Origin of the sequence: Glutamicibacter nicotianae, assembly GCF_002797775.1 — a bacterium.
Lineage (GTDB): Bacteria > Actinomycetota > Actinomycetes > Actinomycetales > Micrococcaceae > Glutamicibacter > Glutamicibacter nicotianae.
Genome location: NZ_PGEY01000001.1, coordinates 797,152 through 822,682, shown reverse-complemented (window position 1 = coordinate 822,682; position 25,531 = coordinate 797,152). Strand labels below are relative to the sequence as shown.

The 25,531-nt window shown below is 62.2% G+C and carries 16 protein-coding genes; 9 read left to right on the top strand and 7 right to left on the bottom strand.

What is annotated here, in order from left to right:
- Positions 1–33: 33 nt before the first annotated feature.
- The 5 genes from ATK23_RS03735 to ATK23_RS03715 are packed head-to-tail and all read right to left on the bottom strand — an operon-like array spanning position 34 to position 5,737.
- Positions 34–1,176, bottom strand: a complete 1,143-nt coding sequence (locus tag ATK23_RS03735; protein WP_066137726.1) for a cysteine desulfurase family protein — start codon at positions 1,174–1,176, stop codon at positions 34–36.
- Complete coding sequence (nadC, locus tag ATK23_RS03730; RefSeq protein WP_066137724.1) at positions 1,173–2,039, bottom strand: carboxylating nicotinate-nucleotide diphosphorylase; 867 nt, start codon at positions 2,037–2,039, stop codon at positions 1,173–1,175. Before nadC ends, ATK23_RS03735 begins: the two co-directional genes overlap by 4 nt.
- A complete protein-coding gene (nadB, locus tag ATK23_RS03725) occupies positions 2,036–3,679 on the bottom strand; it encodes an L-aspartate oxidase (RefSeq protein ID WP_066137722.1) in 1,644 nt (547 codons plus the stop codon). The genes nadC and nadB overlap by 4 nt, the downstream gene beginning before the upstream one ends.
- Positions 3,676–4,959 (bottom strand): quinolinate synthase NadA, encoded by a 1,284-nt coding sequence (nadA, locus tag ATK23_RS03720; RefSeq protein WP_066137720.1) that lies wholly within the window; start codon positions 4,957–4,959, stop codon positions 3,676–3,678. The genes nadB and nadA overlap by 4 nt, the downstream gene beginning before the upstream one ends.
- A gap of 52 nt (positions 4,960–5,011) precedes the next feature.
- Entirely contained in the window at positions 5,012–5,737 is a 726-nt protein-coding gene (locus ATK23_RS03715; RefSeq protein WP_038991344.1) for an NUDIX hydrolase, read from the bottom strand.
- Between the two features lie 176 nt (positions 5,738–5,913).
- Here ATK23_RS03715 and ATK23_RS03710 point away from each other — a divergent pair, with 176 nt between their 5' ends.
- Positions 5,914–6,603 (top strand): alpha/beta fold hydrolase, encoded by a 690-nt coding sequence (locus tag ATK23_RS03710; protein ID WP_245858291.1) that lies wholly within the window; start codon positions 5,914–5,916, stop codon positions 6,601–6,603.
- Positions 6,604–6,704: 101 nt separating this feature from the next.
- On the opposite strand, the gene ATK23_RS03705 is transcribed toward ATK23_RS03710, so the two are convergent.
- The gene (locus ATK23_RS03705; RefSeq protein ID WP_066138919.1) at positions 6,705–7,484 is read right to left on the bottom strand and encodes a helix-turn-helix transcriptional regulator; all 780 of its coding nucleotides are present in this window, start codon (positions 7,482–7,484) and stop codon (positions 6,705–6,707) included.
- Between the two features lie 85 nt (positions 7,485–7,569).
- On the opposite strand from ATK23_RS03705, the gene ilvD reads away from it, so the two are divergent.
- The gene (gene ilvD, locus ATK23_RS03700; RefSeq protein WP_066137718.1) at positions 7,570–9,489 is read left to right on the top strand and encodes a dihydroxy-acid dehydratase; all 1,920 of its coding nucleotides are present in this window, start codon (positions 7,570–7,572) and stop codon (positions 9,487–9,489) included.
- Positions 9,490–9,630: 141 nt separating this feature from the next.
- Here ilvD and ATK23_RS16220 read toward each other — a convergent pair whose 3' ends face one another.
- On the bottom strand, positions 9,631–17,151 hold the full coding sequence (locus ATK23_RS16220) for a prealbumin-like fold domain-containing protein (protein WP_157066300.1): 7,521 nt from the start codon (positions 17,149–17,151) through the stop codon (positions 9,631–9,633).
- On the opposite strand from ATK23_RS16220, the gene ATK23_RS16215 reads away from it, so the two are divergent.
- From ATK23_RS16215 to hpaE, 7 genes are all read left to right on the top strand, one after another.
- Positions 17,141–17,596, top strand: a complete 456-nt coding sequence (locus ATK23_RS16215; protein WP_157066299.1) for a hypothetical protein — start codon at positions 17,141–17,143, stop codon at positions 17,594–17,596. The two genes, ATK23_RS16220 and ATK23_RS16215, sit on opposite strands and share 11 nt — an antisense overlap.
- A gap of 776 nt (positions 17,597–18,372) precedes the next feature.
- On the top strand, positions 18,373–19,452 hold the full coding sequence (locus tag ATK23_RS03685) for an efflux RND transporter periplasmic adaptor subunit (RefSeq protein ID WP_066137714.1): 1,080 nt from the start codon (positions 18,373–18,375) through the stop codon (positions 19,450–19,452).
- Positions 19,442–20,149, top strand: a complete 708-nt coding sequence (locus ATK23_RS03680) for an ABC transporter ATP-binding protein (protein ID WP_066137712.1) — start codon at positions 19,442–19,444, stop codon at positions 20,147–20,149. Before ATK23_RS03685 ends, ATK23_RS03680 begins: the two co-directional genes overlap by 11 nt.
- On the top strand, positions 20,146–21,381 hold the full coding sequence (locus ATK23_RS03675) for an ABC transporter permease (protein WP_066137710.1): 1,236 nt from the start codon (positions 20,146–20,148) through the stop codon (positions 21,379–21,381). The genes ATK23_RS03680 and ATK23_RS03675 overlap by 4 nt, the downstream gene beginning before the upstream one ends.
- A gap of 387 nt (positions 21,382–21,768) precedes the next feature.
- Positions 21,769–23,271 carry a fumarylacetoacetate hydrolase family protein gene (locus tag ATK23_RS03670; protein ID WP_066137708.1) on the top strand — a complete coding sequence of 501 codons (1,503 nt, stop codon included), beginning with the start codon at positions 21,769–21,771 and terminating at the stop codon, positions 23,269–23,271.
- A complete protein-coding gene (locus ATK23_RS03665) occupies positions 23,271–23,930 on the top strand; it encodes a GntR family transcriptional regulator (RefSeq protein ID WP_066137706.1) in 660 nt (219 codons plus the stop codon). The genes ATK23_RS03670 and ATK23_RS03665 overlap by 1 nt, the downstream gene beginning before the upstream one ends.
- An 80-nt stretch (positions 23,931–24,010) precedes the next feature.
- Positions 24,011–25,507 carry a 5-carboxymethyl-2-hydroxymuconate semialdehyde dehydrogenase gene (hpaE, locus tag ATK23_RS03660; protein WP_038991335.1) on the top strand — a complete coding sequence of 499 codons (1,497 nt, stop codon included), beginning with the start codon at positions 24,011–24,013 and terminating at the stop codon, positions 25,505–25,507.
- Positions 25,508–25,531 lie beyond the last annotated feature (24 nt).

Genomic DNA, 25,531 nt, shown 5'->3' with positions numbered 1-25,531 from the left:
TCCGGAACACTTAAGTTCCGGAAAGCAGGATTTTCAGCTTAAGAGCCCGGAGACGCAAGAAACGACGGCCGACGCTACCTGGCTGATCTCGTTCTCTTTCACCGTACGTGTGAACGACAGCCTGACAGCCGTATGGGCCAATTCTTCTTCATAGCCCATTGCGGTGAGCACCACTGAAGGATCGGTCGAGCCTGCCGCGCACGCAGAACCCGAAGAGCAGAGGACTCCCCTGCGGGCCAACTCAATCAACACCGTTTCGCCAGCAGTCTTTGGGAAGACGAAAGAGGCGATGCCGCCAACGCGATGCTCCGGATCCCCCGTGAGCCTCACGCTTCCCGGATGCTTGGCATTGAGCACATTGAGAATCCGCTCAATCAGGTACGGGCCAAAGTTGTCGCCGAGTCCGGCTTCGCGCTGCGCAGTCGCCGCTTGCAATGCCACAGCTATGCCAACGGCGGCAGCCGGGTTCTCGGTGCCCGAACGCAGTCCGCCCTGCTGCCCGCCACCGTGCATCAGCGGCACAAAGCGATGCTTGGCCGACAGGTACATTGCTCCGCTGCCCTTGAGGCTGCCGATCTTATGCCCGGAGATGCTCAATGCGTCCACGGCGACGCACAATGGCTTGAGATCAATCCAGCCGGCGGCCTGCACGGCATCCGTATGCATGATCGCCCCGGCAGCGTGTGCCAGTTGGGCCAACTGCTCTACCGGCTGGATGGTGCCGACTTCATTGTTCACCGCCATCACCGAAACCACGGCAACATCCGCATCAATCAGCTGGCCGGCCGCTTCCAGATCCACGAGCCCCGTGGCCGAGACAGGGATGATGCGGTGTTCGAATCCGTGGAATTCAACCAGATACTTGCAGGCTTCAAGCACTGCTGGATGCTCAATAGCGCTGGAGACCACCACACGTCCGCGGGGCTTTGCCAAGGCCGCGCCGATGACGGCAGCGTTGGCTCCCTCGGTGCCACCGGAAGTGAAATACACTTCTTCTGCCGTCACACCCAGCTGGCCGGCTACCTGCATTCTTGCCCAGTCATTGGCGCGCTTGGCTTGCTGGCCGGCTTCATGCAAGGAAGCTGGATTGCCGAAATCCTTGGTCAGCAATGGGTTGAGCATGTCGAGAACGTCCTGGCGAGGTGGCGCAGTGGATGCGGCATCCATGTAGATCATGCAATAACCATATCCAGACCAAGGTCAATTGCTTTCACCGAGTGCGTGATGGCACCCGAAGAAATGACATCGACACCGGCCTCGGCGACTGCCGCTACGGTGGCCGCGTTGATGTTCCCGCTGGCTTCGACCACTGCTTGCCCGTTGATCAGTTCAATCGCTGCGGGAATGTCAGCCGGATCAAAGTTATCCAGCATGATGATGTCCACTCCAGCGGCGAGCACCGGTGGAATCTGCTCAATGGAATCCACTTCAACTTCCATCGATGTGGTGTGCCCCAGTCGGGCGCGCACGGATTTCAGGGCTGCGGTCAGCTGCTCGCCGTTATCCAGCAAGGCCAGGTGGTTGTCCTTGGCCATGAAAGCATCGGACAGGTTGTCGCGGTGGTTGATTCCTCCACCGCAACGGACAGCATATCGTTCGAGGACGCGAAGTCCTGGCGTTGTCTTCCGGGTATCGGCAATGCGGGCTTTGGTGTGCGCAACCAGTCCTACCAGTTCGGCGGTTGCGGTGGCGATGGCACTCATTCGCTGCAAGAGGTTGAGCCCCACGCGTTCAGCGGTCAGCAAGCTCGCCGCCGGCCCGGTGACCTTCAGCAAGTTATCCCCGGCGGCAAACGCCATTCCCTCGGCAACCAGCTGCTCGACCTCCAGCTGCGCATCGACCAGCTGCATGGTCCGGGCGAATACAGCACCTCCGGAGAGCACCCCAGGCTGGCGGGCCTGCACCACGGCAGTGGCTCTCGCCCCCTCGGGCACGATGGTCAGGGCGGTGAGGTCGCCACGCGGATTGTCCTCGGCAAGCGCCATTTCAATGATGCGGTCCATTGCTGCGGGGGGTACCGGATGGATCAAAGTGCTCACGCGTTCAATTCCTTGCTCAAGAAGTTCTCGTTATTCTGCTCGCTTGGGTGCAATGTCCAGCCATAGCGCACGCTCTGGCCCGGCCCGTTGCTGGTGCTTTCGGTTGAATCAAGGCGATGGTGTGCACCCAGGCTTCCGGTGCGTGCCATGGCACCTGCGGCAATGATCCGCGCGGCGATCCACAGATTGCGCAGTTCTGCTTGCTCTCGCGCTGTGGCGGCTACCGGGGCACTCGTCGCCAGCAAGTGGGCCATGTCCTCCAGCTGCCGTCCGGTGCGGTACACGCCAAGGGAGTTACTGGCAGCGTCTTGCAGTTGTTCAAGATCCAGCGGCGCTTCAGGGGTGGACTCGGAGATCTGCCGGATGGCCAGTTCCTCGATAGTGCAGCGGCCATCCGCCGGGTCGCTGCTCACTGCCACGATGGCATCCCTGGCGAAGACCATGGCTTCCAGCAAGGAGTTGCTGGCCAAACGGTTGGCACCGTGAACTGTCGTGTTGGCGCATTCACCGGCGGCATAGAGTCCGGGGACACTGGTTCGACCTGAGGTGTCGGTGTAGATCCCGCCCATGAAGTAATGCTGGGCAGCCACCACCGGAATCAGGTCATGAGCCATGTCCAATCCGGAACCGTCCTCGGTGCACGAGGCGAGCTTGGCCGTGATGGAAGGGAAACGGGTTGCGAGGAATCCCGCGCCACGGGCTGCTTCCACTGCCCGCGCATCAAGGAAAACCTGGTGCCCGGATTGGATTTGCCCATGGATGCCTCGGGCCAAGACATCACGGGGTGCCAGTTCTGCATCCGGGTGGAGTTCAGGCATGAAACGATGCCCGGCCTCGTTGACCAGGATGGCCCCTTCCCCACGCACGGCTTCGGACACCATGCCGGCCTTCGGATATTTGGCAGGGTCAACCAGTGTTGGATGGAATTGGATGAATTCGGCATCAGCGATCACAGCACCAGCCCGGGCGGCCAGGCCAAGGCCGTCGGCGGTTGCGCCGTGGGGATTGGTGGTCGCCGAGTACAACTGCCCAATCCCGCCGGTAGCCAAAAGCACGGACTCGGCTTCAAGCAGCTGCTCCGCGTCGTGGCGCAGATAGTGCACCCCGGAGACTCTGCCATCTTGCAGCAGCAGGTCGGTGGCAAGCGCGTCCTCGATGATGCTGAGCTTGTTTTCTGCCTCCAGCTGGCGCACGGCTCGAACCAGCGTTTTCACCAATGATGCACCGGTGGCATCCCCGTTGATATGCAGAATTCGGTGGGCGCTGTGCGCGGCCTCAAGGCCGAGCTGGTAGGAGCCGTCTGAATTTCGGTCAAACTCCACCGCGTAGGTTTCCAAGGCCTGCACCAGCTTGTCCCCCGAGGAGCACAGGTGTTCCACCGGTTCCAGACCGCAGTGTCCCGCGCCCGCCTTCAGCGTATCGGCAACATGCTTGGACACCGAGTCGCCGTGGGCTACGGATGCTTCGGTGACAGCCGACAGGCCACCCTGCGCGTGCTCGGAATTCGAGTCGCCGAGTTTGCCTTTGGTCAGCAGTACCGGCCGGATGCCCAGCTGCACGGCTTGCAAGGCAGCGCATAGGCCCGCCACGCCCGAGCCGATGATCACCAGCTTCTCTGGTGTTCGCTGCTCCTGGCTCATGGCTTGGCAGCCAGCATGCGCTCCAGGGCGATCTTTGCATCTGCCTGCTGTTCCTTCGGCACCGAGATCTGGTTGACCACACGTCCGGCAACCAGCTCTTCGAGCACCCAGGCAAGGTAGCCGGGGTGGATCCGGTACATGGTGGAACATGGGCAGATCACTGGATCAAGGCAGAAGATGTTGTGCTGCGGGTACTGGGCAGCCAAGCGGTTGACCATATTGATTTCGGTACCGATGGCAAAATCCGTCGGTTCGGTTGCGGCCGCAATGGCCTTTTGGATGTAGTCGGTGGAACCGGCTTCATCCGCGGCGTCGACAACTTCCATCGGGCACTCAGGATGCACGATAACGCGCACGCCCGGGAAGTCCTGGCGCGCCTTGGCGATCTGCGCCGGGTTGAAGCGCTTGTGCACGGAGCAGAAGCCGTGCCACAAGATGACCTTGGCATCGAGGAGCGTAGCAGCTTCGTTGCCACCCAGTTCCTTGCGCGGAGTCCACATTGGCATTTGCTCCAATGGAATGCCCATGGCCTTGGCGGTGTTGCGTCCGAGGTGCTGGTCCGGGAAGAACAGGACACGGCGTCCGCGCTCGAAAGCCCACTCCAAAACGGTTGCCGCGTTGGAAGAGGTGCAAACCAGTCCGCCGTTGCGACCGACAAATGCCTTGAGCTCGGCAGAGCAGTTCATGTAGGTCACGGGAATCACCGGCATCCGCCCGTCATCGGCTTCATCCGCGTAGAGCGCGGTGAGCTCTTCCCAGCACTGCTGCACGCTCGGGCCGTCGGCCATATCCGCCATCGAGCAGCCTGCCGCAAGATTCGGCAGGATTACCGCCTGGTCCTCGCGGCTGAGGATATCCGCGGTTTCGGCCATGAAGTGCACGCCGCAGAACACGATGGCTTCTGCCTTGTCGCGGGTCAGGGCCGCATTGGCCAGCTGGAAGGAGTCGCCTACGAAGTCCGCGTACTTCACCACTTCGTCGCGCTGGTAGAAGTGCCCGAGGATCACTGCCTTGTCCCCCAGGGTTTCCTTGGCAGCAATGATGCGAGCATCAAGCTCGGCGTCGCTGGCCTTGAGATATTCTTCCGGGATGGAACCCTGTACCGGGTAGCCTGCTGGCACCGAATCGCCTTGGGAGGCGCCGGGACCGTAGCCTGCCGGCGTGTCCCACGGGTTGGACGCCAGGTCGGTGGAGCAGGTGGAGTCCGGTGCCAGCAGATTGAGCCGAGCGATGTTCTGGGCTACCGAGGCATTGGCGTTGTCAGTGATTTGGGTGCTCATGGGTTCGTCCGTTTCTTACAGGATGACGGTAAATAAGTGTGGATGATGCTTGCTAGCCGTGCAGCGGGTCGACTTCCAATGGGTCCGGCCCATGGCCCACGTAGCGATAGAGCCGAGGAGGCCGGTGCTGTCCGCCAGCCAGATACTCATCGGTTTCCTCGATGGAAGCCGTGCTCTTGAGCGTGCGGCGGAAGTTCGCGGGATCCAGGCGCCGTCCGAGGATGGCCTCGTAGACTCCGCGCAGAGCCGCCAAGGTGAAGCGCTCTCCCAGCAGCCGATGCGCTATCTGCCCGTATTCGGTCTTGTTTCGCAGCCGCCACATGGCGTAGTCCAGGATCTTCCGGTGGTCAAAAGCCATCTGGGCAATCTGCGGATCATCGATATCGAACCAAGCCACGTTGTCGTCTTGGACCGTGGCGCCGACTTGGTCAGCGTTCAGCAGCGCAAAGTAGGCGATGGTGACCAGCCGGTGGGTTGGCGAGCGGTCGATGTCGCCGAAAGTGTAGAGCTGCTCCAGGTAGGAGGGGCGTAGACCTGTGGTCTCGGCCAAGTTGCGCCCGGCCGCTTGGCCGAGGGATTCGCGCGGATCAACTGGACCGCCCGGCAGCGCCCACATTCCGGCGTGGGGTTGGCGAACTCGACGGACCACGGGCAAGCAGAGTTTGTCAGGGCCGCCGTCCTTGCCTTCGCGGATTCCCAGGATCACCGTGGAAACCGCAAGAGCGGGTGGCAGGTTGCGGCGTTCTTCGACGTTCGCCCAGCCAGGTACGGATGACATTTTTTTCTTGCCTCGTTTTCAAAGCATTCGATTTCGTTAGAGTCATTGTGACATTAACACTCTTGGCACGCTAGCCCGGATCTTATTTCGCCGGTGGATAGCCTATGATCAATGGCATGACTTTGGATCTGAATCTTCGAGTGGTTCGCGCAAACGCTGAGGTGAAAAGCCCATCCGTGCTTTTCATCCATGGCTTCGCCTCATCCGGCGAATTTAATTGGGACCGCTCGCGTTGGCTGAAATATTTCACCGATGCGGGACGCGACGTCCTTCTGATTGACTTGCCCGGCCATGGAGAAGACCCTCGACGCAACGACGGCAGCTGGGCACCAAGCCAGATTCGCCAGGCGCTGGCGGCCATTGTGATGGATCTGGATGAAGGTCCAGTCGATGTCATCGGCTACTCGTTGGGTTCACGCCTCGCCTGGGAATTCGCCGCATTCAATCCAGACCTGGTGAATCACCTGGTCATCGGAGGTCCAGGGGCCGGCGATCCGCTGGCTGCCTTCGAATTGGATCAGGCCCGCGCCCATGTCGAGACGGGCGAAAAGATCCATGATGACTACACTGCCACCATCATGCAGATTGCCAAGGCCGAGCCGTCCAATGATCTCTCGGCGCTCTTTGAGCTGATCGAAGCCATCAAGTCCGAGCCGTATGACCCTGCCGCAAAGGTACCGTCAGTCCCGACCTTGCTGGTGGCTGGAGACCAAGATGATCTCGCCACGACCCTGCCTCACCTGCGTCGGTTGCTGAAGAATGCGGGGACACGCAATGAAGTGCTGTGGCTAGCAGGACGCAATCACGCCAACGCGGTTACCAGCCGCGAGTTCAAGGAAAAGGCGCTGGGGTTCTTGAATTCCTAGGCGTAATCCCACAACCAGTTGGCTGCCCTACGGATCTTTCCGTAGGGCAGTTTAGCTTTATATACTCCCGAATCAGATCGGACCAGCGCCGTAGTCCGAGACTACAGCGGCGTGTACATCAACAGGGTCAAGTCTGTGGCTTCGGTAGGAGTCAGGTTGTGCTGCTCGTAGCGGGTCAGCCCCAATTCAGGGTGCCGGAACACCCGTTCCCCCGTGCGGAACCCAGCAACGTCCCGTTCGTTCCAAATAGCGGCGAATTCCGGGGAAGCCGCCGAGACCCGGGCAACGATTCCGGTCTCTCCCGAAGGGCTGAGCCACCCACGCGTTTCAGCACGGAAGCTTCCGACGAAACCTCGGCTTTGCACTTCCCAGTCCGGCAGCATTTCGCGCAGCTGCGCGTCGGTGAACACCAGCCACAAGAGATTCCGGTCCTCGCTCTCCAGCGACTCCACCCGCGGATACAGCTCCGCGTAGGCCCGGTTCCATCCCAGGATGGTCCAGTCAGCCGAAAGCAGGAAGGCAGGGAACTGCAACGCATCCAGCAATCGCTGCAGGGCCGGGGTCATGCCGCCGTTGCCAATCGGTTCCAGCTCGCCGTGCCCAGCCAGCGAAAACAAGTACGAGGATTCCACCGGGGTCAGCCGGTACAAGCGTGCCAATGACTGCAAGACCTGGCGGGAGGGATTAATATCCCGGGCCTGCTCCAGCCAGGTGTACCAGGTAACAGAAACACCGGCCAAGGTGGCGACTTCCTCACGGCGCAAACCTCGCACCCGGCTGCGCCCGATCTCCGGCAGTCCGTGCGATGCCCTGTCAGCCCGGGCTCTGCGGTCCTTGAGGAAGGCCGCGAGCTCTTCTCTGCGTCTCTGGCTTGGATCCACTGGGCCCACCCCTCTGCATGGTAGTAGTACTACTAGTATCGTCACCGTCTGGGTTTGACGGCAAATATATGGTGAGATTCTAGGTATGACCACACTTCGTTCACACACTGTCACCCATGGCCGCAATATGGCCGGCGCTCGCGCACTGTTCCGCGCAGCCGGCGTGAACGGCGCCGACCTCGGGCGCAAGCCGATCATCGCGGTCTCCAACAGCTTCACCGAATTCGTTCCCGGACACACCCACCTGCAGCCGGTTGGCCGCATCGTGTCCGAGGCCATCGAGGCAGCCGGCGGCATTCCCCGCGAATTCAACACCATCGCGGTGGATGACGGCATCGCCATGGGCCACGGCGGCATGCTCTACTCCCTGCCGTCCCGCGACCTGATCGCGGACTCCGTGGAGTACATGGTCAACGCCCACTGCGCCGACGCGCTGATCTGCATCTCCAACTGCGACAAGATCACCCCCGGCATGCTCATGGCCGCACTGCGCCTGAACATCCCGACCGTCTTCGTCTCCGGCGGACCCATGGAATCGGGCCGTGCCACCCTGGTTGACGGCACCGTGCGCACCCTGGACCTGGTGGACGCCATCTCCGAGGCAGTGAACGAGAACGTCTCCGATGCCGACCTGCTGCGCATCGAAGAATCCGCCTGCCCTACCTGCGGCTCCTGCTCCGGCATGTTCACTGCCAACTCGATGAACTGCCTGACCGAGGCCATGGGCCTCTCGCTGCCAGGCAACGGCTCCACCTTGGCCACCCACACCGCGCGCAAGGACCTGTACCAGAACGCCGGCAAGCTGGTAGTCGATATCGCTAACCGCTACTACGGCGAAGACGACGAAACCGTGCTGCCCCGCAGCATCGCCACCAAGAAGGCCTTCGGCAACGCCATGGCACTGGATATCGCCATGGGCGGTTCCACCAACACCATCCTGCACCTGCTGGCCGCCGCCCGCGAGGCCGGCGTAGACTTCGGCCTGGACGAGATTGATGAAGTCTCCCGCCGCGTGCCATGCCTGGCCAAGGTGGCACCGAACGCTGCCGGCAACGGCACCATCTACTACATGGAAGATGTCCACCGCGCCGGCGGCATCCCTGCCATCCTAGGCGAATTGCGCCGTGGCGGCCTGCTGGATGAAACCGTGCACACCGTCCACTCGGCAACCCTGGGCGAATGGCTCGATAACTGGGATATCCGTGGCGGCAAGGCGACGCAGGAATCCTTCGACCTGTGGCACGCGGCCCCGGGCGGCAAGCGTTCCTCCACCGCATTCTCGCAGTCCGAGAAGTGGGCGGCACTGGACACCGATGACGCCGAAGGCTGCATCCACTCAGTAGAGAACGCCTACTCCAAGGACGGCGGCCTGGCCGTGCTGCGCGGCAACATCGCCGTGGACGGCGCAGTGGTTAAGACCGCTGGCGTCGACCCATCGATCTGGACCTTCTCCGGCCCGGCTGTGGTCTGCGAATCCCAGGACGAGGCAGTGGAGAAAATCCTGAACAAGCAGGTGAAAGAAGGCGACGTAGTGGTCATCCGCTACGAAGGACCGAGGGGCGGTCCCGGCATGCAGGAAATGCTCTACCCGACCTCGTTCCTCAAGGGCCGCGGCCTGGGCAAGTCCTGCGCGCTGATCACCGATGGCCGCTTCTCCGGCGGCACCTCGGGCCTGTCCATCGGCCACGTCTCCCCGGAGGCGGCCTCCGGCGGCCTGATCGCGCTGGTTGAAGATGGCGATACCATCTCCATCGACATCCCGACCCGCGAACTGACCCTGGACGTCTCCGACGAGGTCCTGGCCCAGCGCCGCGAGCGCCTGATCGCCACCACCGGCTACCACCCGAAGAACCGCGACCGCGTGGTCTCCCCCGCACTGCGCGCCTACGCCGCCATGGCGTTGTCCGCAGACAAGGGTGCGGTCCGCGACGTCGACAGCGTGGAACGCGCCATGCGCGAAGCCCATGAGCGCGAAGCTGCAGCCCAGAGCGCATCGCAGATCTAGCCTGAAGGCTTGAGCGCGGCAACAGGCCCGGACCTCCTATGAAGAAGGTCCGGGCCTGCTCTGTTAATTCTGCATTTGCCCGGCACGCCGAATGCCGGCCCTGCCCCGAAAGGCAGGACCGGCATCCAGCTGGCGCACGGACTATGGGTTCCGGCGACGGTACCGAAGCAGGATCAATGCTCCGGCGATAATCACCATCCCTGCAGCCCCTGCCAGCCACAACGTGCCCTGGTCAAGGCCGGTTGCTGCGAGCGGTGCTGGCGGGGCAGGTGGTGCTGCCGGCGCTGGCGGTGCCAGAGGAGCTGGCGGTGCCGGTGGCGCTGCCTGCGGAGCCTCGGAGCAAACTTCCACGTCCGCCGAATCCGAATTGTTCGAGTCCTCGCCGGATGCCTCCGGGATTATCGCGGTATTCGCCATCGTCCGGCACTTGCCGGCAATGCCGTCCAAGACCAGTTCGTATGTGAACTTCTTGCTCTGCTCTTCGGCCTTGACCTTGCCCAGTTCCCGTGGATTCTCGGGATTCGTGTAGTCATCGAAGACCGTCACCATCTCATCGGTGGCCGATGCCGCTTCGAACTCCAGCGGAGCATTGGCACTGACCGTCTGCGTGGTTCCTTCCACGTCGGTCCAGCTGGCGTTCACCGTGTTCTCTTGGCCGGTGTAGTCGGCCTCGGCAACCGGGGATTCGAAGGAGCAGCTGTACTTCACGGTCCGGGCCTCCCCGGCCAGGAGCATCAGCTTCCCATCCGCCAATCCTTCGATGGAGCAGGTGGCCCCTTCGATGGACAGCTTGTCTTCGAGGAGCACTTGCGTGTCCTTGAAGTCATGCGGGTTGGCCACGGTGATCTCACCGGTGACGGTGAAGTCCTGGTCTTCGTAGCCCTCCAGGTTTGCCTCGACCGTGTATTCGGCCGTGGCTTGCCCATCCGGTTCAACTTCGAACTTCGTTTCCCTCGCATCCTTGCGGATCGACCAGTCGTAGTCCCTGGCGTACTGGGCGTCGGCGCTCTTGGCGATCATCAGTCCGTGCTCGATGCACAGTTGCAGGTCCACCGAGGATTCGTCCTTGCCGTTGCCGTCCGTTTCCTCGTGCACTGCCGCGGTATTGATGTATACCGTGCAGGTACCCGCTTCGGCCTCCAATACCTGTTCGTATTCGAACTGCATTGGCGCTTGCGGGACATGGACTACCCCGAGCACCTTCGGTTCGGCCTCAGGATCCATCATGTCATCGGTGACCGTCACCGATTCGTCCGTGACTGCATCGATCGTGAAGTCGGTCGGTGCTTCGGCACGCACCTCGCGGTCATCGAAGGTGGCAATCACGGTGTTGACCGCTCCCTCGAAGGCATCCGTGGTGAGCCAGCTGGCCAGTTCGCATTCATACCGGGCCCCCAAGTTCTCCCCGGCATCGAGCACGACCTGCAATCCAGCTGCCGCTTCATCAGCGTCTTCCGCATCGATCCGGCAGCTGGTGCCAGCGGTATCGATCCGGTCTTCCAAGGTGGCGGTGATGGAACCGAACTCATTCGGGTTCTGCACCATCACTTCACCGGCCAGCCGCAAATTCTGCTCGGCGACTGCGGTGTTGCGAGCTTCCACCCAGTAGTGCGCGGTGAACGTGCCATCCTCATTCTGCGTGAGCTTGCTCTGGTCGATCCGCTTCTCTACCTCCCATTCGTAATCCAGGTCCACCAGCCCCTGTGCGGTCTTCTGCAGGCCCAGGGCCTTCTGGCCGCAGAGGGTCACGGTGGTCGAGTCCTCGGCCCCGGTCTGCTTGATCACCGCGGTGTTGGTGAACTCCGTGCAGGTGCCGGCCTTGGCCTGGTGGCGCAGGGTGTAGTCGAAGTCGATCGGGGTGTCTTCGGCATTCCAGATCGCTTCGCCCAGCACTACCGGCGACTCGGGGTTGGTCTTGTCATCGATGACGGTGACCTGCTTGTCGGTTTCGGCATCCAGCAGGTAGTCCACCGGCGCGGTGGCCGTGGCCATCGAGTCCTCGCCCCAGGTTGCCGTGACGGTGTTGCTGCCGCTGAGCTCATCCGGGGTGCCCGAGCAGCTGTAGGGCAGCTGCACCGTGGCGCCGACTCCGTCGCCGCCCACCGGGACCGCGACTTGCAGGCCCTCGGTTTGCGGATCGGCATCCTCGGCTTCGATGGTGCACGTCACCCCTTCGATGCTGATCTCGTCGGTGATGGTGGCCACCGTCGAGGCCGATGCGAAGCGGTTCGGATTCACCAGCACGATCATGCCGTGCACTTCATGCCCGGAATCCTCCGAGCCATCCGGAATGGCCGATACCGTGTAGGAGAAGTCGGCGGTGCCGTCTTCGGCAACGGTGACCTCGGTGCGGTCGGCCTTCTTCTCAAGATCCCAGAAGTAGGTCCGGTCGAAGCTGGCTTCGGCGTCCTTAGTGAGCATCAGGTCGAGCAGGCCGCACAGCTGCACGGTCGCGTCATCCCGCGGATCCTCACCCGCATCGATATCAACCCAGGCGGTGTTCGTGTAGCTCATGCATTCGCCGGCGGGAGCATCATGCTCCAGCTGGTATTCGATGAGCACCGGCGAATCGTCGATGTCCACGGTGCCAAGCAGCACCGGTTCCTCGGGATTCGTCTGGTCATCCCAGATCTCGACCTCGCGGTCGATTTCCGTGTCAAGGGCGAACTCGATCGGCACCTGCGTGCTCGATGCCCGGTCATCGCCCCAGCTGGCCGTCGCGGTGTTGGTGCCGCCGCTGTAGGAGCCGGGGTCGACTCCTGCCGAGACATCGCAGCTGTAGCCGACGGCGATCGTGCCGTTGGCCGGGATGCTCACCAGCGATTCCGAGGTGGTGCAGGTGATGCCCTCCAGATCGACCACGTCCTGGATGGTGGCATCAATACCCGTGTACTGGTTCGGGTTGGTGATGGTGATCTTCCCTTCCAGCACCCATCCCGAATCCTCGTGCCCGGTGTTCTCCACCTTCACCACGTAGTCCACCGGCTCGCTGGCCGCCGGGTCGGTGGTGATCTTCTCGTCCTGGCCTTCGGCCAGCGACTTCTCGATCTGCCACTGGTAGGTGCGGTCATACTGGGCGTCAACGGTCTTGCTGATTTCCAGGGCCGCCTCGCGGCAGGCCTCGGCGAGCGCATTGTCCGTCGCGGTGAAGCCGTCATCTCCGGTGAGCGTGGCAACGTTCTCGAAGACCTGGCAGGTGCCTGCCTCGTCCACGGTCCACGTCACAGAGTAGTCCCGGCTTTGCGGCCCATCGGAGACGTCCACGATCCATGGCGGATCGAACTCGTGGGCGCTGTCGGTGATGGTTGCCGTGTCATTCAGCGGCGTCTGGGTCCAGTCGGGTTCCGAGATCTCCACGGTATCCGAGTCCTGGCTGTTGACCGTGCTCAGCGCCGGGGCATCCCAATCCACGGTGGCGGTATTGCTGCCGTCGTAGTCAGGCTGGGATTCGAAGGTGCACGAGTAGGTCATCACCCATTCGGCCCCTGCCGGGATCACCGTCTGGAAGCCGGCTTGGTCGGCGGACATGTCCGCCACCGCATCGCCGCGCACCCCGGTGATCGTGCAGGCCACATCCCCGCCGACATCGGCGAAGTCCTGCACCGTAACCGGCGCGTCCTGCCAGTCGTTCGGGTTGCTGAGCGTGATTTCTCCGCTCATCGCCCAGTTGCCGTCCTCGTGGCCCTCGGGGGTCACGGTGATCCGGTAGTTCGCCGTGACCTCGCCGGTACTCGGGTTGGCTGCCAGCGGCTGGCCGGAGAGCAGTTCCTTGTCCAGCGACCAGAGGTAGGAGCGGTCGAAGGAGGTCACGACGTTCTTCGCGATATCAAGATCCGCGCCGGCGCACACCGTGGTGCTGGCCGAGTCCGTGTTCTCTTCACCCTCGCCGGTGGCCTCGTCGAGCACCGCGGTGTTGGTGTACTCGGTGCAGGTTCCGGCAACGCCCTGCAGTTCCAGGTCGTATTCGAAGGCCTTCGGCGATTCCTCGGCGGTGGCGGTGCCGAGCACCACTTCTTGGCCCTCGACGGTCTGGTCATCGGTGATGGCGACTTCGCCGTCGGTCAGCTTCGATTGCTCGAAGCCGAAGCCGACCTCCGTTTCGGCCTGGCGTTCCTGGCCCCAGCTCACCGTTGCGGTATTCGTGTACTGCGCGGTGATGTCGGTGTCCGTGGGCACCTGGCAGTCGTAGTCGAGCGTGATGCTTTCCCCGTCTGCCAGCACGACCTGGAAGCCGTCGGCATTCTCATCCGCGTCGGTGCCGCCGATGGTGCAGGTGGCTGACGGGATGGAGAGCACGTCGGCGACCGTGGCCGTCAGTTCCCCGACTTGCGTATTCGGGTTGCTGATGGTGATGGTTCCGGACACCTGCTTCGCGCTGTCCTGGGCTGCGCCGGCGGTGGCCACGACCGTGTAGTGCGCGGTGACCGTGCCGTCGCCGGCGACAGTGAACTCGGTCTGGTCCACCTGCTTCTCCAGCGACCAGTCGTAGTCGCGTTCGTAGCTGGCGTCCACGTCCTTCGTGATGACCAGATTCTTCTGGTCGCAGATGGACACGTCCTGCGAGTCCTCGATGTCCTCGCCGGTCAGATCCACCCAGGCGGTGTTCGTGAAGACCAGGCATTCATCGCGTGGCACTTCATAGGTGATCTGGTAGCTGAAGCTCTTTGGAGCGTCGGTGTAGTTCACCGTGCCCAGCAGTACCGGGTCGCCGGATGGATCAGCCTGGTCATCCCAGACGTCAACGGTTGCATCGGTGGTCTCATCGAGGGTGAATTCGATGGGCACCGGCTGGCTTTCAGCCTGCAGCCCATCGCCCCAGGTGACAATCGCCGTATTGGTGTGGCCGGTGTAGTCGGCCTCGGCAACGGCCGATGCATCGCAGGTGTAGTCCACGGTGATGGAGTCGCCGCGCGGCACCACTTGCTGCATGCCCGCCATGCCCGGATTCGAGTCCTCGGCCACGATGGTGCAGGCGGCCGAAAGGGTGTTCTCGTCGCTGATCGTCACTTCGAGATCTTCGAAGTCGTTGGGATTATTCACGGTAATGGAACCGGAAAGCTGCTGCCCGGAATCCTCATAGCCGGTGTTGTCCACCAGCAACGTGTAATCGACGGTAGCTGTTCCGTCTTCCTCGACCACGGCATCTGGCCGCTGGCCTTCGGCCAGCTGCTTGTCGATGCTCCACAGGTAGGTGCGGTCATAACTGGCCGTCACGTCCTTGGTAACGGTCAGGCCTGCCTGGCGGCATGCCTCGACCTCGGCGTCATCGCTCTTGACCAGCTGGTTGCTGCCGGTGATCGTGGCGGTGTTCATGAAGCTCTGGCACGTGCCTGCTTCGTCCACGGTCCAGGTGTATGAATAGGTCCTGGTCTGCGGGCCATCGGAGTAGCTGATGGTCCAGGCCGGATCGAATTCATGCAGCGGATCAGTGACGGTCACGGTCTCGTTCAGCGGTGTCTGCGTCCAGTCGTCCGCATCGACGTCAACCACCTTGGTGGCGCTGGATGATGCGGTGGACGCTTCGCTGGCTGACCAGGTGACCTCGGCGGTATTGCTGCCTTCATAGTTCGGCTGCGATTCAAAGGTGCAGCTGTAGGTGAAGGTCAGCGTTTCGGAGGCATCCAGAGTCGCCTGGAAGCCCGGAGCGGCCGGATCGGCATCCATCGTGTCCGGGTCGTCGACAATGCCGACGACCTGGCAGGTGGCTCCCCCGCCCACATCGACCTGGTCGGTGACGGTCACGTCAACCGATTGCCAGTCGTTGGGGTTGGTTACGGTGATGGTTCCGCTCATGGCCCAGTCGCTGTCCGTGTAGCTTTCGGGAGTGACAGTGACCGAGTACTCCGCGGTGATTTCGCCGGTTTCAGGATCCGCGGTGAACGGCTGCTCGCCTAGGGCATTCTTGACGATGCTCCATTCGTAGCTGCGGTTGAAGCTGGAGACGACCAGCTTCTCGATGCTCAGGTCCTGGCCGATGCAGATTTCCACCGTGGCATCATCGGTCAGTGTTTCCCCGTCATCCGTGGCGAGGCTGGCGATGTTCTTGTAGTCGGTGCATTGGCCGAGCACGCCATCCCATTCGATGGTGTAGGCGAAGGTCTTCGGACTGTCAGCTACCGTGACCGTGTTGCCGCCCTCGATGCCCGACAGGTCGAATTCGCTATCGGTGACAGTTACTTCGTCATCCCTCACCGTTGGCGAAACGTCCGCGAAGTCGTAGCCGGCCGAGGCGCTGGCCTGGCCATCGGTGCCGTAGTAGTCCTCCGCGTCCCAGGCTGCCGTGACCGTATTGGTGCCGGCGCTGCTGGCGCTGGTTCCCTCGGGCAGGTCGCATTCGTAAGTGAAGGACGTCTCGCCTGGCTGTATGGTCAGCGGGTTGGTGATCGGCGATCCGCCAGCGGAAATGACGCAGTTGGCGCCGTCGAGCTGGTCGACCAGGGAAACCCCTGTCATCGCCGTATCATTCGGGTTGTTCACGGTGATGGTGCCGGACAACTCGAAGTTGCTGTCCTGGGCCTCGCTGGCGGTGGCGACCACGTTGTAGTCGACCTCCACTCCGGTGGCCGTCGCCTCTACCGTGGCTTCCTGGCCTTCGGCCAGGGACTTGACCAGATCCCAGTCGTAGTCGCGGTCATAGGAAGCCTGGACATCCTTTTGGAGCGTGAGCTCCTCATAGGTGGTCTTCGTATTGGTGAAAGTACAAGTGACTTCATCATTGTCGACCAACTCGAAGGTGATGGACGTCCCGCTGCGAATTGCGGCGGCACCGGTGCAGGTGATATCAGACAGAGTCCATCCCGCTGGCAGGCTGTTCTCTGTAACGGTTACCGTGGATGGAGCTACGGTGTAGGTGACGCTGCTTGGCAGGTCCGCACCTGTATCTGAATCCGCGCTGTCATCGAGGTTGAATGACGTCGAGTCGCCGAAGCGGTCCTCAGCGAGCGTGAACGCGAAGTCCGTGCCGTCGGCAGGTACTGCGTCCTTGATGATGGTCACGAAGCCCGCTTGGACCGCACCTGCCTGAATCTGGTTGTCGCGTTGGCCAACGGACTTGCAATTCAGCGATGAAATCACGACGTGATACGGCGACCCGTTGATCGACGAAGCGCCAGTGCCCGGCCCGTGATCCAGTTCGGAGGCGATATGCGCATCGAAGAGCAGAGTGACGTCTGATTCTTCGCCTTCGGTTCCGTCGACCCACAGCGTGATATAGACGGTGTCGACGCGGTCATCCCCGCTCCCCTCGACAACGGTCCAGCCCGTGATCTCGGCCCCCATAGCGGATTGGTTGAGCAGATAGTCGTAGGCCCACTTGCCGGCCTGCTTGACCTGGTACTTGATGACCAGCTCATTCTCGCCTGCTGGCAGGGTCATCTCCACGCGCTGGTGCACGACGCCGCCTTCATAGAGGCCGTCGTGCACGTTGCCGTTGGCATAGTCCGGCATCTCGTCTGACTTCTGCATGAAGGTGTCGACCGAACCCTCGCCTGCGTTGTACTCGCAGGTTACCGGTTCGCCTGGCTCTAGGGCCGCGGCAGCAAGCGGCTCGCGGGCCGCTGCCGAAGACTCGGCAGACTCTTCCGATTCCGAAACTTCGGCCTTCGGCTGCGCAAGTTTCGGCGAAGCCGTGTCCTTCAGCTTCTTTTCCTGCTTGGGCGCCACCGATTCCACACGTTCGGATTTAGGTGCTGGTTTCGGGGTTTCCGCTGATTTTGGCTGGTCTGGCTTCTCAGATTCTGGTGCAGGTGCCGGGTCTGGCTCGGGTTCGGCTACTGCATCTTTGTCAAGAGCCGATGCCTTGGTACGATTTTCTGCTTCAGCAGCTGGCGATTCCTCCGCCGTGGTTGCCTCTGAAGATTCCTCAGCTTCGACCGCTGTTTCCTCTGTGGACTTCGTGTCCACGGCGGCTGCGGAGTCCTCCGCTTCAGTTGCCGACTGTGTGGCCGCGGTTTCTTCCCCAACAGAAGTTTCGGCGGCAACTGCCATGCCCGGAATGGTCATGACAAAACACAAGGAAATTGACGAAATTATCGCCAAAAATGGCTTTAAAGATCCTTTTAAAATAGTTTTGCGGCGCGAATTTGGCACAAAAGTGCCACGCCTTTGATGCCTAGACATTTCTCCCCCATACAAGAATGTCCAGAGTGGATCGCGCGGCGTGTAAGTGCGATCCACCCGAAAAAGAGCGAGCGGTAGTAAGGCTCTGACCTCAGATAATAAAAGCCTGGCCTAAGATGCAGCCACCCCATGTGGCTCAACTGCTCAGGATAAGTTCCCCAATGCATCTAAAGATGCGAAATGAATGCGAGTGTTTCAATTCGTCTTTAAATCCCCCAATTCAAGACAACGATATGCCGACATCCTACGCCGGGATCCAGATTTTTACCAGCAGTTAGAGGGAAATAATTTTGACACAGAATGAAGCAAATGATGCACTTCTTCCTCTGTGGAATAAACCGTCTTGTCATCCCCGCTATTCTCGATCCTGGCACTGTCCGAACACCGGAATCGCGCGGTCGGGACATCCAGATCGACCCCATTTAACGGTGCACGCCATACCGCGGGGCCACGTCTGGTTCCGCTGCGCGCAGGGCTCCCAGCGTCACCTGTTCCGTGATCCCTGCTGCGCCCGGAGGAAGGCTGGGAGTTCAGCGTGCCAATCGCCTTTGGAGGCCCCATGGCAATCGACGCCACGGCGCTCCGCACAGGGCGCCTCGCGCGCAACGAACTCAAATACACCCTTCGATCAGTAACTTGACTAGCGGGTCTGACTAGCAAAGTAAAAATACATCTCAATCTGATAAAGGTTACGCGTTTCTCTTGATTAGGCTTGGAGGTTGCAGTTGGCTCGGGTAATTTTTGTATGGTGAAAAGAGCAACTCTATGAGCCAACGCCGCGCGTTCCGCCGCGTTTTCCTTCCCGCTGCCTGGCTGGTCATCGGCGCCTTGATCGCCGTCAGCCTCGTGAGGCTCGCGTTTGCCGGCGGTACTTCCGCTGCCGACGACGACCTGTTCCCCACCGGAGAAATCCCGGCCGAGACCGTTTTTGCCGAAAAAGCAACGGTCGAGAACAAGCTGACCATCCCCGGAACCATCAGGCTCACCGAATCCAAAGAGCTGAACGCTCCCGTGGACGGCGTCGTCAACTGGGCCTTCGTCAAACCGGGTGACAATGTCTCCCTTGGCGACCGCATCTTCCAAGTCCGCACAGAGTCCCAGCCTGAAGTCGCTGAAGCCAGTGTCTCGGATACCGAGGGTTCCGAAGGCGAACAATTGACGGTGGAAGCTGCTCCCGTCCTGAAGTACCACGATGTCTACGCATCGGCCACCGGCAAGGTAGGCGCTTTCCAGATCGAGATTGGCGATGATGTCACCAAGGGCACGGGCCTCGGCTCCATCCAGCCGCAGGAATTCCTGGCGGCCGGTTCGATCGATCCGCTGGATCGCTACCGCCTGATGGACGAATCCCTCGAAGCAATGATCACTATTGACGGCGGGCCGGAGCCCTTCACGTGCAAGGATCTGTCTGTCGGGGACAGCGCGTCGAAGAAATCCAACGCCAGCACGCAGGACCAGGATATGGAATCGTCCATGGATCCAATGGCCACCGGCGAATCCCCGGAGAGCTCTTCAAGCAGCGAGATTTCTTGTGCTGTTCCAGCTGACGTCGTGGTCTTTGATGGGCTGAGCATGAACATGGAAATCGATGCTGGCACCGTTGAGGATGCAGTGACTGTACCGGTATCGGCAGTTCGCGGCATGGTTGGCCAGGGCGCGGTGTGGAAGCTGGATGAGAACGGCAAGGAAATCCGCACCGAAGTAGAGCTGGGCGTGACCGATGGAAAGATCATCGAGGTGGTTTCCGGGCTGAAGGACGAGACCGAAATCCTTCGGTTCGTCCCGGGATCCACCCCGGCGCCAGGTGAAATGATGCAGATGGAGCCCTACCCAGATGAGTGGTGAGCCATTGCTGAAGCTCGAGGACGTCACGCGCAGCGTCCGGCTGCCCGATGACAGCGAGCTGCATATCCTCAACGGGATTGATCTCACCGTATCCGAGGGAGACCACATAGCAATCGTCGGACGTTCGGGCACCGGGAAGTCCACGTTGCTGAACATTCTGGGCCTGCTTGATCGTCCGACCAGCGGCAGCCTGCTGTGGCGCGGCAAGGATGCCGCCCGGCTGAGCGCCAAGCAGGCTGCGCATGCCCGCGGCCGCGACCTCGGGTTCGTCTTCCAGCAGTTCAACCTCCTGCCCGGACGCACTGTGCTGGAGAATGTGATGGCTCCGCTGATGTACGCCAGCGGCCGCGATTTCTGGAATCGGCGCAAGCTGGCCACCGAGGCACTGGAACGCGTAGGACTGGGCGGACGCCTGGATTCCATGCCGCAGACCCTCTCGGGTGGCGAGCAGCAGCGCGTGGCGATTGCCCGCGCGCTGGTGCGGCGTCCTCGCGTGGTGCTCGCCGATGAGCCCACCGGCGCATTGGACGTCAGCACTGGACGTGCCGTCATGGACTTGCTGGATTCCGCCACGGTTGATTCGGGCGCGGCCCTGATCACCATCACGCACGACAGCAACGTGGCAGCCCTGGCGCGCGAGCAGTTCCGCCTCGATTCAGGGCGGCTGCATCCGCTCAGTGAGGTGGTGGTGCCTTGAACGCCCTTGCACGCCTGGCCACCGGATTTGCCGCAGCATTGCTGGAGGCATGGCAGGAACTGCGCATCCACAAATTGCGGGTGCTGCTCTCCTTGATCGGCGTGACCGTTGCCGTGGCATCGCTGACCACCGCCCTGGCCGGCGCCGGCATGGCCCGGCAGATGATGACCGAAACCCTTGAACGCGACGGCCGTCCCGCAATGATCACCACCTATGCCTTCGATGCACGCTCGGATGGGGGTCCGCAGGGCGATGATTCGGTGGCGCAGGCTTTCGAGAAGACCAGCGCGCGCTTCAAAATCGACTACACCACGATGATCGGCCGCAGCTACGACCAGCGGGTTGTATCCCAGGGCGTTGCCCTGGACGCGGAAACCCTGGTGGTCGAACCGGATTACGCCCCGATGCATCGGCTTGTCATGACCAAAGGGCGCTGGCTGGAATCCGAGGATGCGCAGAACCTCTCGCCAGCAGTGGTGGTTGACCAGAACATCATCAGGGAATTGGGGCTGGAAGGCCAGCAGCTGCCATTCACCGTCGACTTGGTGAGCAACGGCAACGCCGTCTCCGTCACGGTCATCGGCACGTCCAGCTCCCGATCCTTCGGGATGTCCGGCCAGCTGTGGATGCTGCCGGCCACCTATGAGCACTGGTTTTCGGAGCGCGCCCCGCTGAATGAGGTGTCCTACAAGATGTGGGTGCCTATCGAGGGATCCGAGGAGCTGGCCATGCACTTTGGCCAGCAGATGCAGGCCGAGCTTCCGGGCTTCACCGTCGATTCCCATCGCGAGGATTACCTGATGTGGGGTGCTGATGAAAGCCTGAAGCAGTTGGCATTGGTGGTTTCCGGCATTGCTATGATCATCTTGCTGCTTGGTTCGCTGAGCCTGCTGAATGTTTCCATGGTGACCATGAAGCAACGCATCCGCGAAGTTGGCATCCGTCGCAGCTTCGGCGCCACCACCGGCCGGGTTTTCTTCTCGGTCATGATGGAGAGCGTGGTAGCCACCGCGGTGGCCGGCGGCCTGGGCGTGCTGATCTCGGTAGCCCTGGTTTCCAATGAGAGCCTGCTGAACATGGTGCTCGCTACCGAGCTGGACCAGATGCCGCCCTTCCCGCTCGATGCCGCACTGCTGGGCATGGGAGTCTCCGTAGCGGTGGGTGCCCTCACCGGCGTGCTCCCAGCGCTGGTGGCAGCACGTGTGAAGATCGTGGATGCCATTCGCGTCTAGGCCACGGTCTGCACTGCCAGTTGAGTAACTGAATAGCACGAAGCGTTGGCCGGGGAATTCTCTCCGGCCAACGCCGTTTTTAACGCGGCTTTCAACCTTTAAGGGTCCCTATCGGAATACCGGATCCGCCGGTCCCCGGCCTCCGAAAGGCATTCCTGTCGGCAATTGTGCGCTATCGTACATTCAATCTGATTCCCAGATTTCGGCAATTCTGGAAAACTTTCGACTGCGCCAAATTTCCTGTAATTCCGCGGATTTTCCGCCCTGCCTCGCGGGCGTTTCGAAAGATTCCCGCTTTCCGCTTGACACCGTCTGAGATTGGGAGCACACTGATCGTATACGATTTGATGTACGAGATGATGTTCGACGAAAGCAGGCCGATCAACGGTGAGCAATATTGTCCCAGTAACCGAAGAGACCTTCGCGCAGGCAGGCAAGATCCTGGCCGTACACCTGAGCTACTCCTCGCGTGCGGCGCAGCGTGGACGCACCCCGAAGTTCCCCAGCTACTTCATGAAGGCCACCAGCTCGCTGGCCGCCAGCGGTTCCACCGTGGAACGCCCTGCCGGCACCGAGCTGCTCGCCTTCGAGGGCGAAATCGCACTGATCATCGGCAAGGCCGCCCGCCGCGTCTCGGTTGAGGACGCCTGGAGCTACGTCGGACAGGTCACCGCGTCGAACGACCTGGGCGTGCACGACATGAAGTACGCGGACAAGGGCTCGAACATCCGCTCGAAGTCCGGCGACGGCTACACCCCGGTCGGCCCCAACGCGCTGGATGCTTCCACCCTGGATCCTGCCAAGCTCCGCGTGCAGACCTGGGTCAACGGCCAGCTCGCCCAGGATGCCGACACCTCCGAACTGCTCTTCTCCCTCGCCACCATCGTGGCCGACCTGTCCCAGCAGATGACCCTGCAGCCAGGCGATATCATCCTCACCGGCACCCCTGCCGGCTCCACCGTCTTCTTCCCGGGCGATGTCGTCGAGGTCGAGGTCACCGATCTGGTTTCCGGCGCATCCACCGGCAAGCTGAAGACCACCGCCATCGAGGGCACCGAAGCCTTCGCCGCGTTCGGCAACCAGCCAATGGTCACCGACAAGGACAAGGAAGACGCCTACGGCGATCGCGAGAGCGCCGGCATGGAACCCCTGATTACCGGCAAGTCGGTGCTGACCGACAAGGTCCGCGAGCAGCTGGCCTCGGTCGCCACCGCCACCCTGTCCGCCACCCTGCGCAAGCGCGGGTTGAACAACGTGAACATCGAGGTTCCCGGTGCCACCAAGGGCATGCAGCGCGTGATCGGCACCGCCCGCACCCTGCGCTACATCCCAAACCGCGAGGACCTGTTCAAGGCCCACGGCGGCGGCTACAACATGCAGAAGCAGTCCATCGACTCGCTCAAGGACGGCGAAATCCTGGTCATGGAAGCCCGCGGCGAGACGGGTTCGGCCACCCTGGGCGACATCCTGGCACTGCGTTCCCAGCAGCTCGGTGCCGCTGGCATCATCTCCGATGGCGGCGTGCGCGACCTGGACGCGGTATCCAACCTGGATATACCGGTCTTTTACAACGGCGCCCACCCGGCAGTGCTCGGCCGCAAGCACGTGGCCTGGGACAAGGACATCACCGTGGCCTGCGGCGGCGTGTCCGTGCAGCCGGGCGACGTGATCGTGGCAGACTCCGATGGCATCGTGGTCATCCCGCCAGCCATGGTGGCCGAAGTGGCCGCCGAGGCAGCGGTGACCGAGTCCAATGACGAATTTATCTTCGCCATGGTCAAGCGAGGCCACGGCATCGAGGGCCTGTTCCCGATGAACGCCGAGTGGAAGGCCAAGTACAACGCCTGGAAGGACGCAGGCAGCCCGGATCTGGACTCATGGTCGCTGTAATGACCGCATCCAAGTCCGAGGCAGCCTACCAGCTGGTTTCCGAGCGCATCGTCAACGGGGCATACTCCCCCGGCTACCGGCTGGTGCTGGGCACCATCGCCGATGAGCTGGGCTGCTCCGTGGTCCCGGTGCGCGAGGCGATCCGCCGGCTGGAGGCCGAAGGGCTGGTCCACTTCACCCGAAACGTCGGGGCGACGGTGGCCCACGTGGATTCCACGCTCTACCTGCACACCATGCAAACGCTGATGATCATCGAGCCGGCCGCCACCGCGCTGGCCGCCGATGCCATGGACGCCAAGTGGCTGGCCAAGGCGCGGGCGCTGAACGAGAGTATGCGCCAATGCCTGGAGGATTTCGACCCGGTGTCCTTCACGCGAATGAACACCGAATTCCACCAGCTGCTCTACGGCCAGTGCCCCAACCCGCACATCCTGGACCTGGTCCAGCGCGGATGGCGGCGGCTGGCGGCGATGCGTGCGAGCTCCTTCACGCACATCCCGAACCGGGCCCGCGCCTCGGTTGAGGAACACGAGAAGCTGCTGGATCTGATTGCCGATCACGCCACCCCGGCGCAGATCGAGGCCGCGGCGCGCGTGCACCGCGCCCGCACCCTGAACGCCTACCTCAAGGCCGCCGGCATGGCACCGAGCGCCATCTAGCCGGCAGCCCCTGCCCTACCCATAGTTTTGCCCAAATCCATCCGGTGAAAACACCGGGACAATGCACGAAAGGAACTGCCATGAGCAAGCACTTCGTACCGGAAAATCTCCCAACCCACCTGCAGCACTACATCAACGGCGAATTCGTTGACTCCATCGGCGGAGCAACCTTCGACGTGCAGGAACCGGTCACCAACACCAACTACGCCACCGTCGCCTCGGCACAGCCAGAGGACGTGGACCTGGCCGTCGCCGCCGCAAGCAAGGCATTCAAGGAAGGCCCATGGTCCAAGATGCTGCCGCGCGAGCGTTCCCGCGTGCTGCACAAGATCGCCGACATCGTCGAGTCCCGCGATGAGGAGCTCTCGTTGCTGGAGTCCTACGACTCAGGCCTGCCGATCACCCAGGCCAAGGGCCAGGCACGCCGCGCCGCCGAGAACTTCCGCTTCTTCGCCGACCTGATCGTCGCCCAGGTGGACAACACCTTCCGCGTCCCGGGCCGCCAGATGAACTACGTGAACCGCAAGCCGATCGGCGTCGCCGCACTGATCACCCCATGGAACGTCCCGTTCATGCAGGAATCCTGGAAGCTGGCCCCGGCCATCGCCACCGGCAACTCCGTGGTCCTGAAGCCTGCCAGCTACACCCCGCTGTCCGCCACCCTGTGGCCAGAGATCTTCCGCGAAGCCGGCCTGCCAGAGGGCGTCTTCAACCTGATCTTCGGCTCCGGCGGCGTGGCCGGCGACTACCTGGTCAAGCACCCGGACGTCCCGCTGGTCTCCTTCACGGGCGACTCCTCCACCGGCGCCACCATCTCCACCGCGGCCGCACCGTTCTTCAAGGGCCTGTCCCTGGAGCTGGGCGGCAAGTCCCCGGCCGTCGTCTTCGCCGACGCCGACCTGGAAGCCGCATTGGACGCCACCGTCTTCGGCGTGTTCTCGCTGAACGGCGAGCGTTGCACCGCCGGTTCCCGCGTCCTGGTCCAGCGCGACATCTACGATGATTTCGTTGCCAAGTTTGCCGAGCGCGCCAAGAACATCCGCGTCGGCCTGCCGAGCGACCCGAAGACCGAGGTCGGCTCGCTGGTCCACCCGAACCACTTCGACAAGGTCATGAGCTACATCGAGATCGGCAAGAACGAAGGCCGGCTGCTGGCCGGCGGCGGCCGCGCCGAAGGCTTCGAGAATGAGGGCAACTACGTCGCCCCGACCGTGTTCGCCGATGTCGCACCGGATGCGCAGATCTTCCAGGACGAGATCTTCGGCCCGGTGGTTGCCATCACCCCGTTCGACACCGACGAGGAAGCCCTGGAGCTGGCCAACAACACCAAGTACGGCCTGGCCGCCTACGTGTGGACCTCGAACCTGAAGCGCGCGCACAACTTCGCGCACCAGATCGACTCGGGCATGGTGTGGCTGAACTCGAACAACGTCCGCGACCTGCGCACCCCATTCGGCGGCGTGAAGGCGTCGGGCCTGGGCCGCGAGGGCGGCTACCGCTCGGTGGACTTCTACACCACCCAGCAGTCCATCCAGATCACCCTGAACGAAGCGCACTCCCCGAAGTTCGGCGTCTAGGAAGCACCAGCTTCCCACCACTAA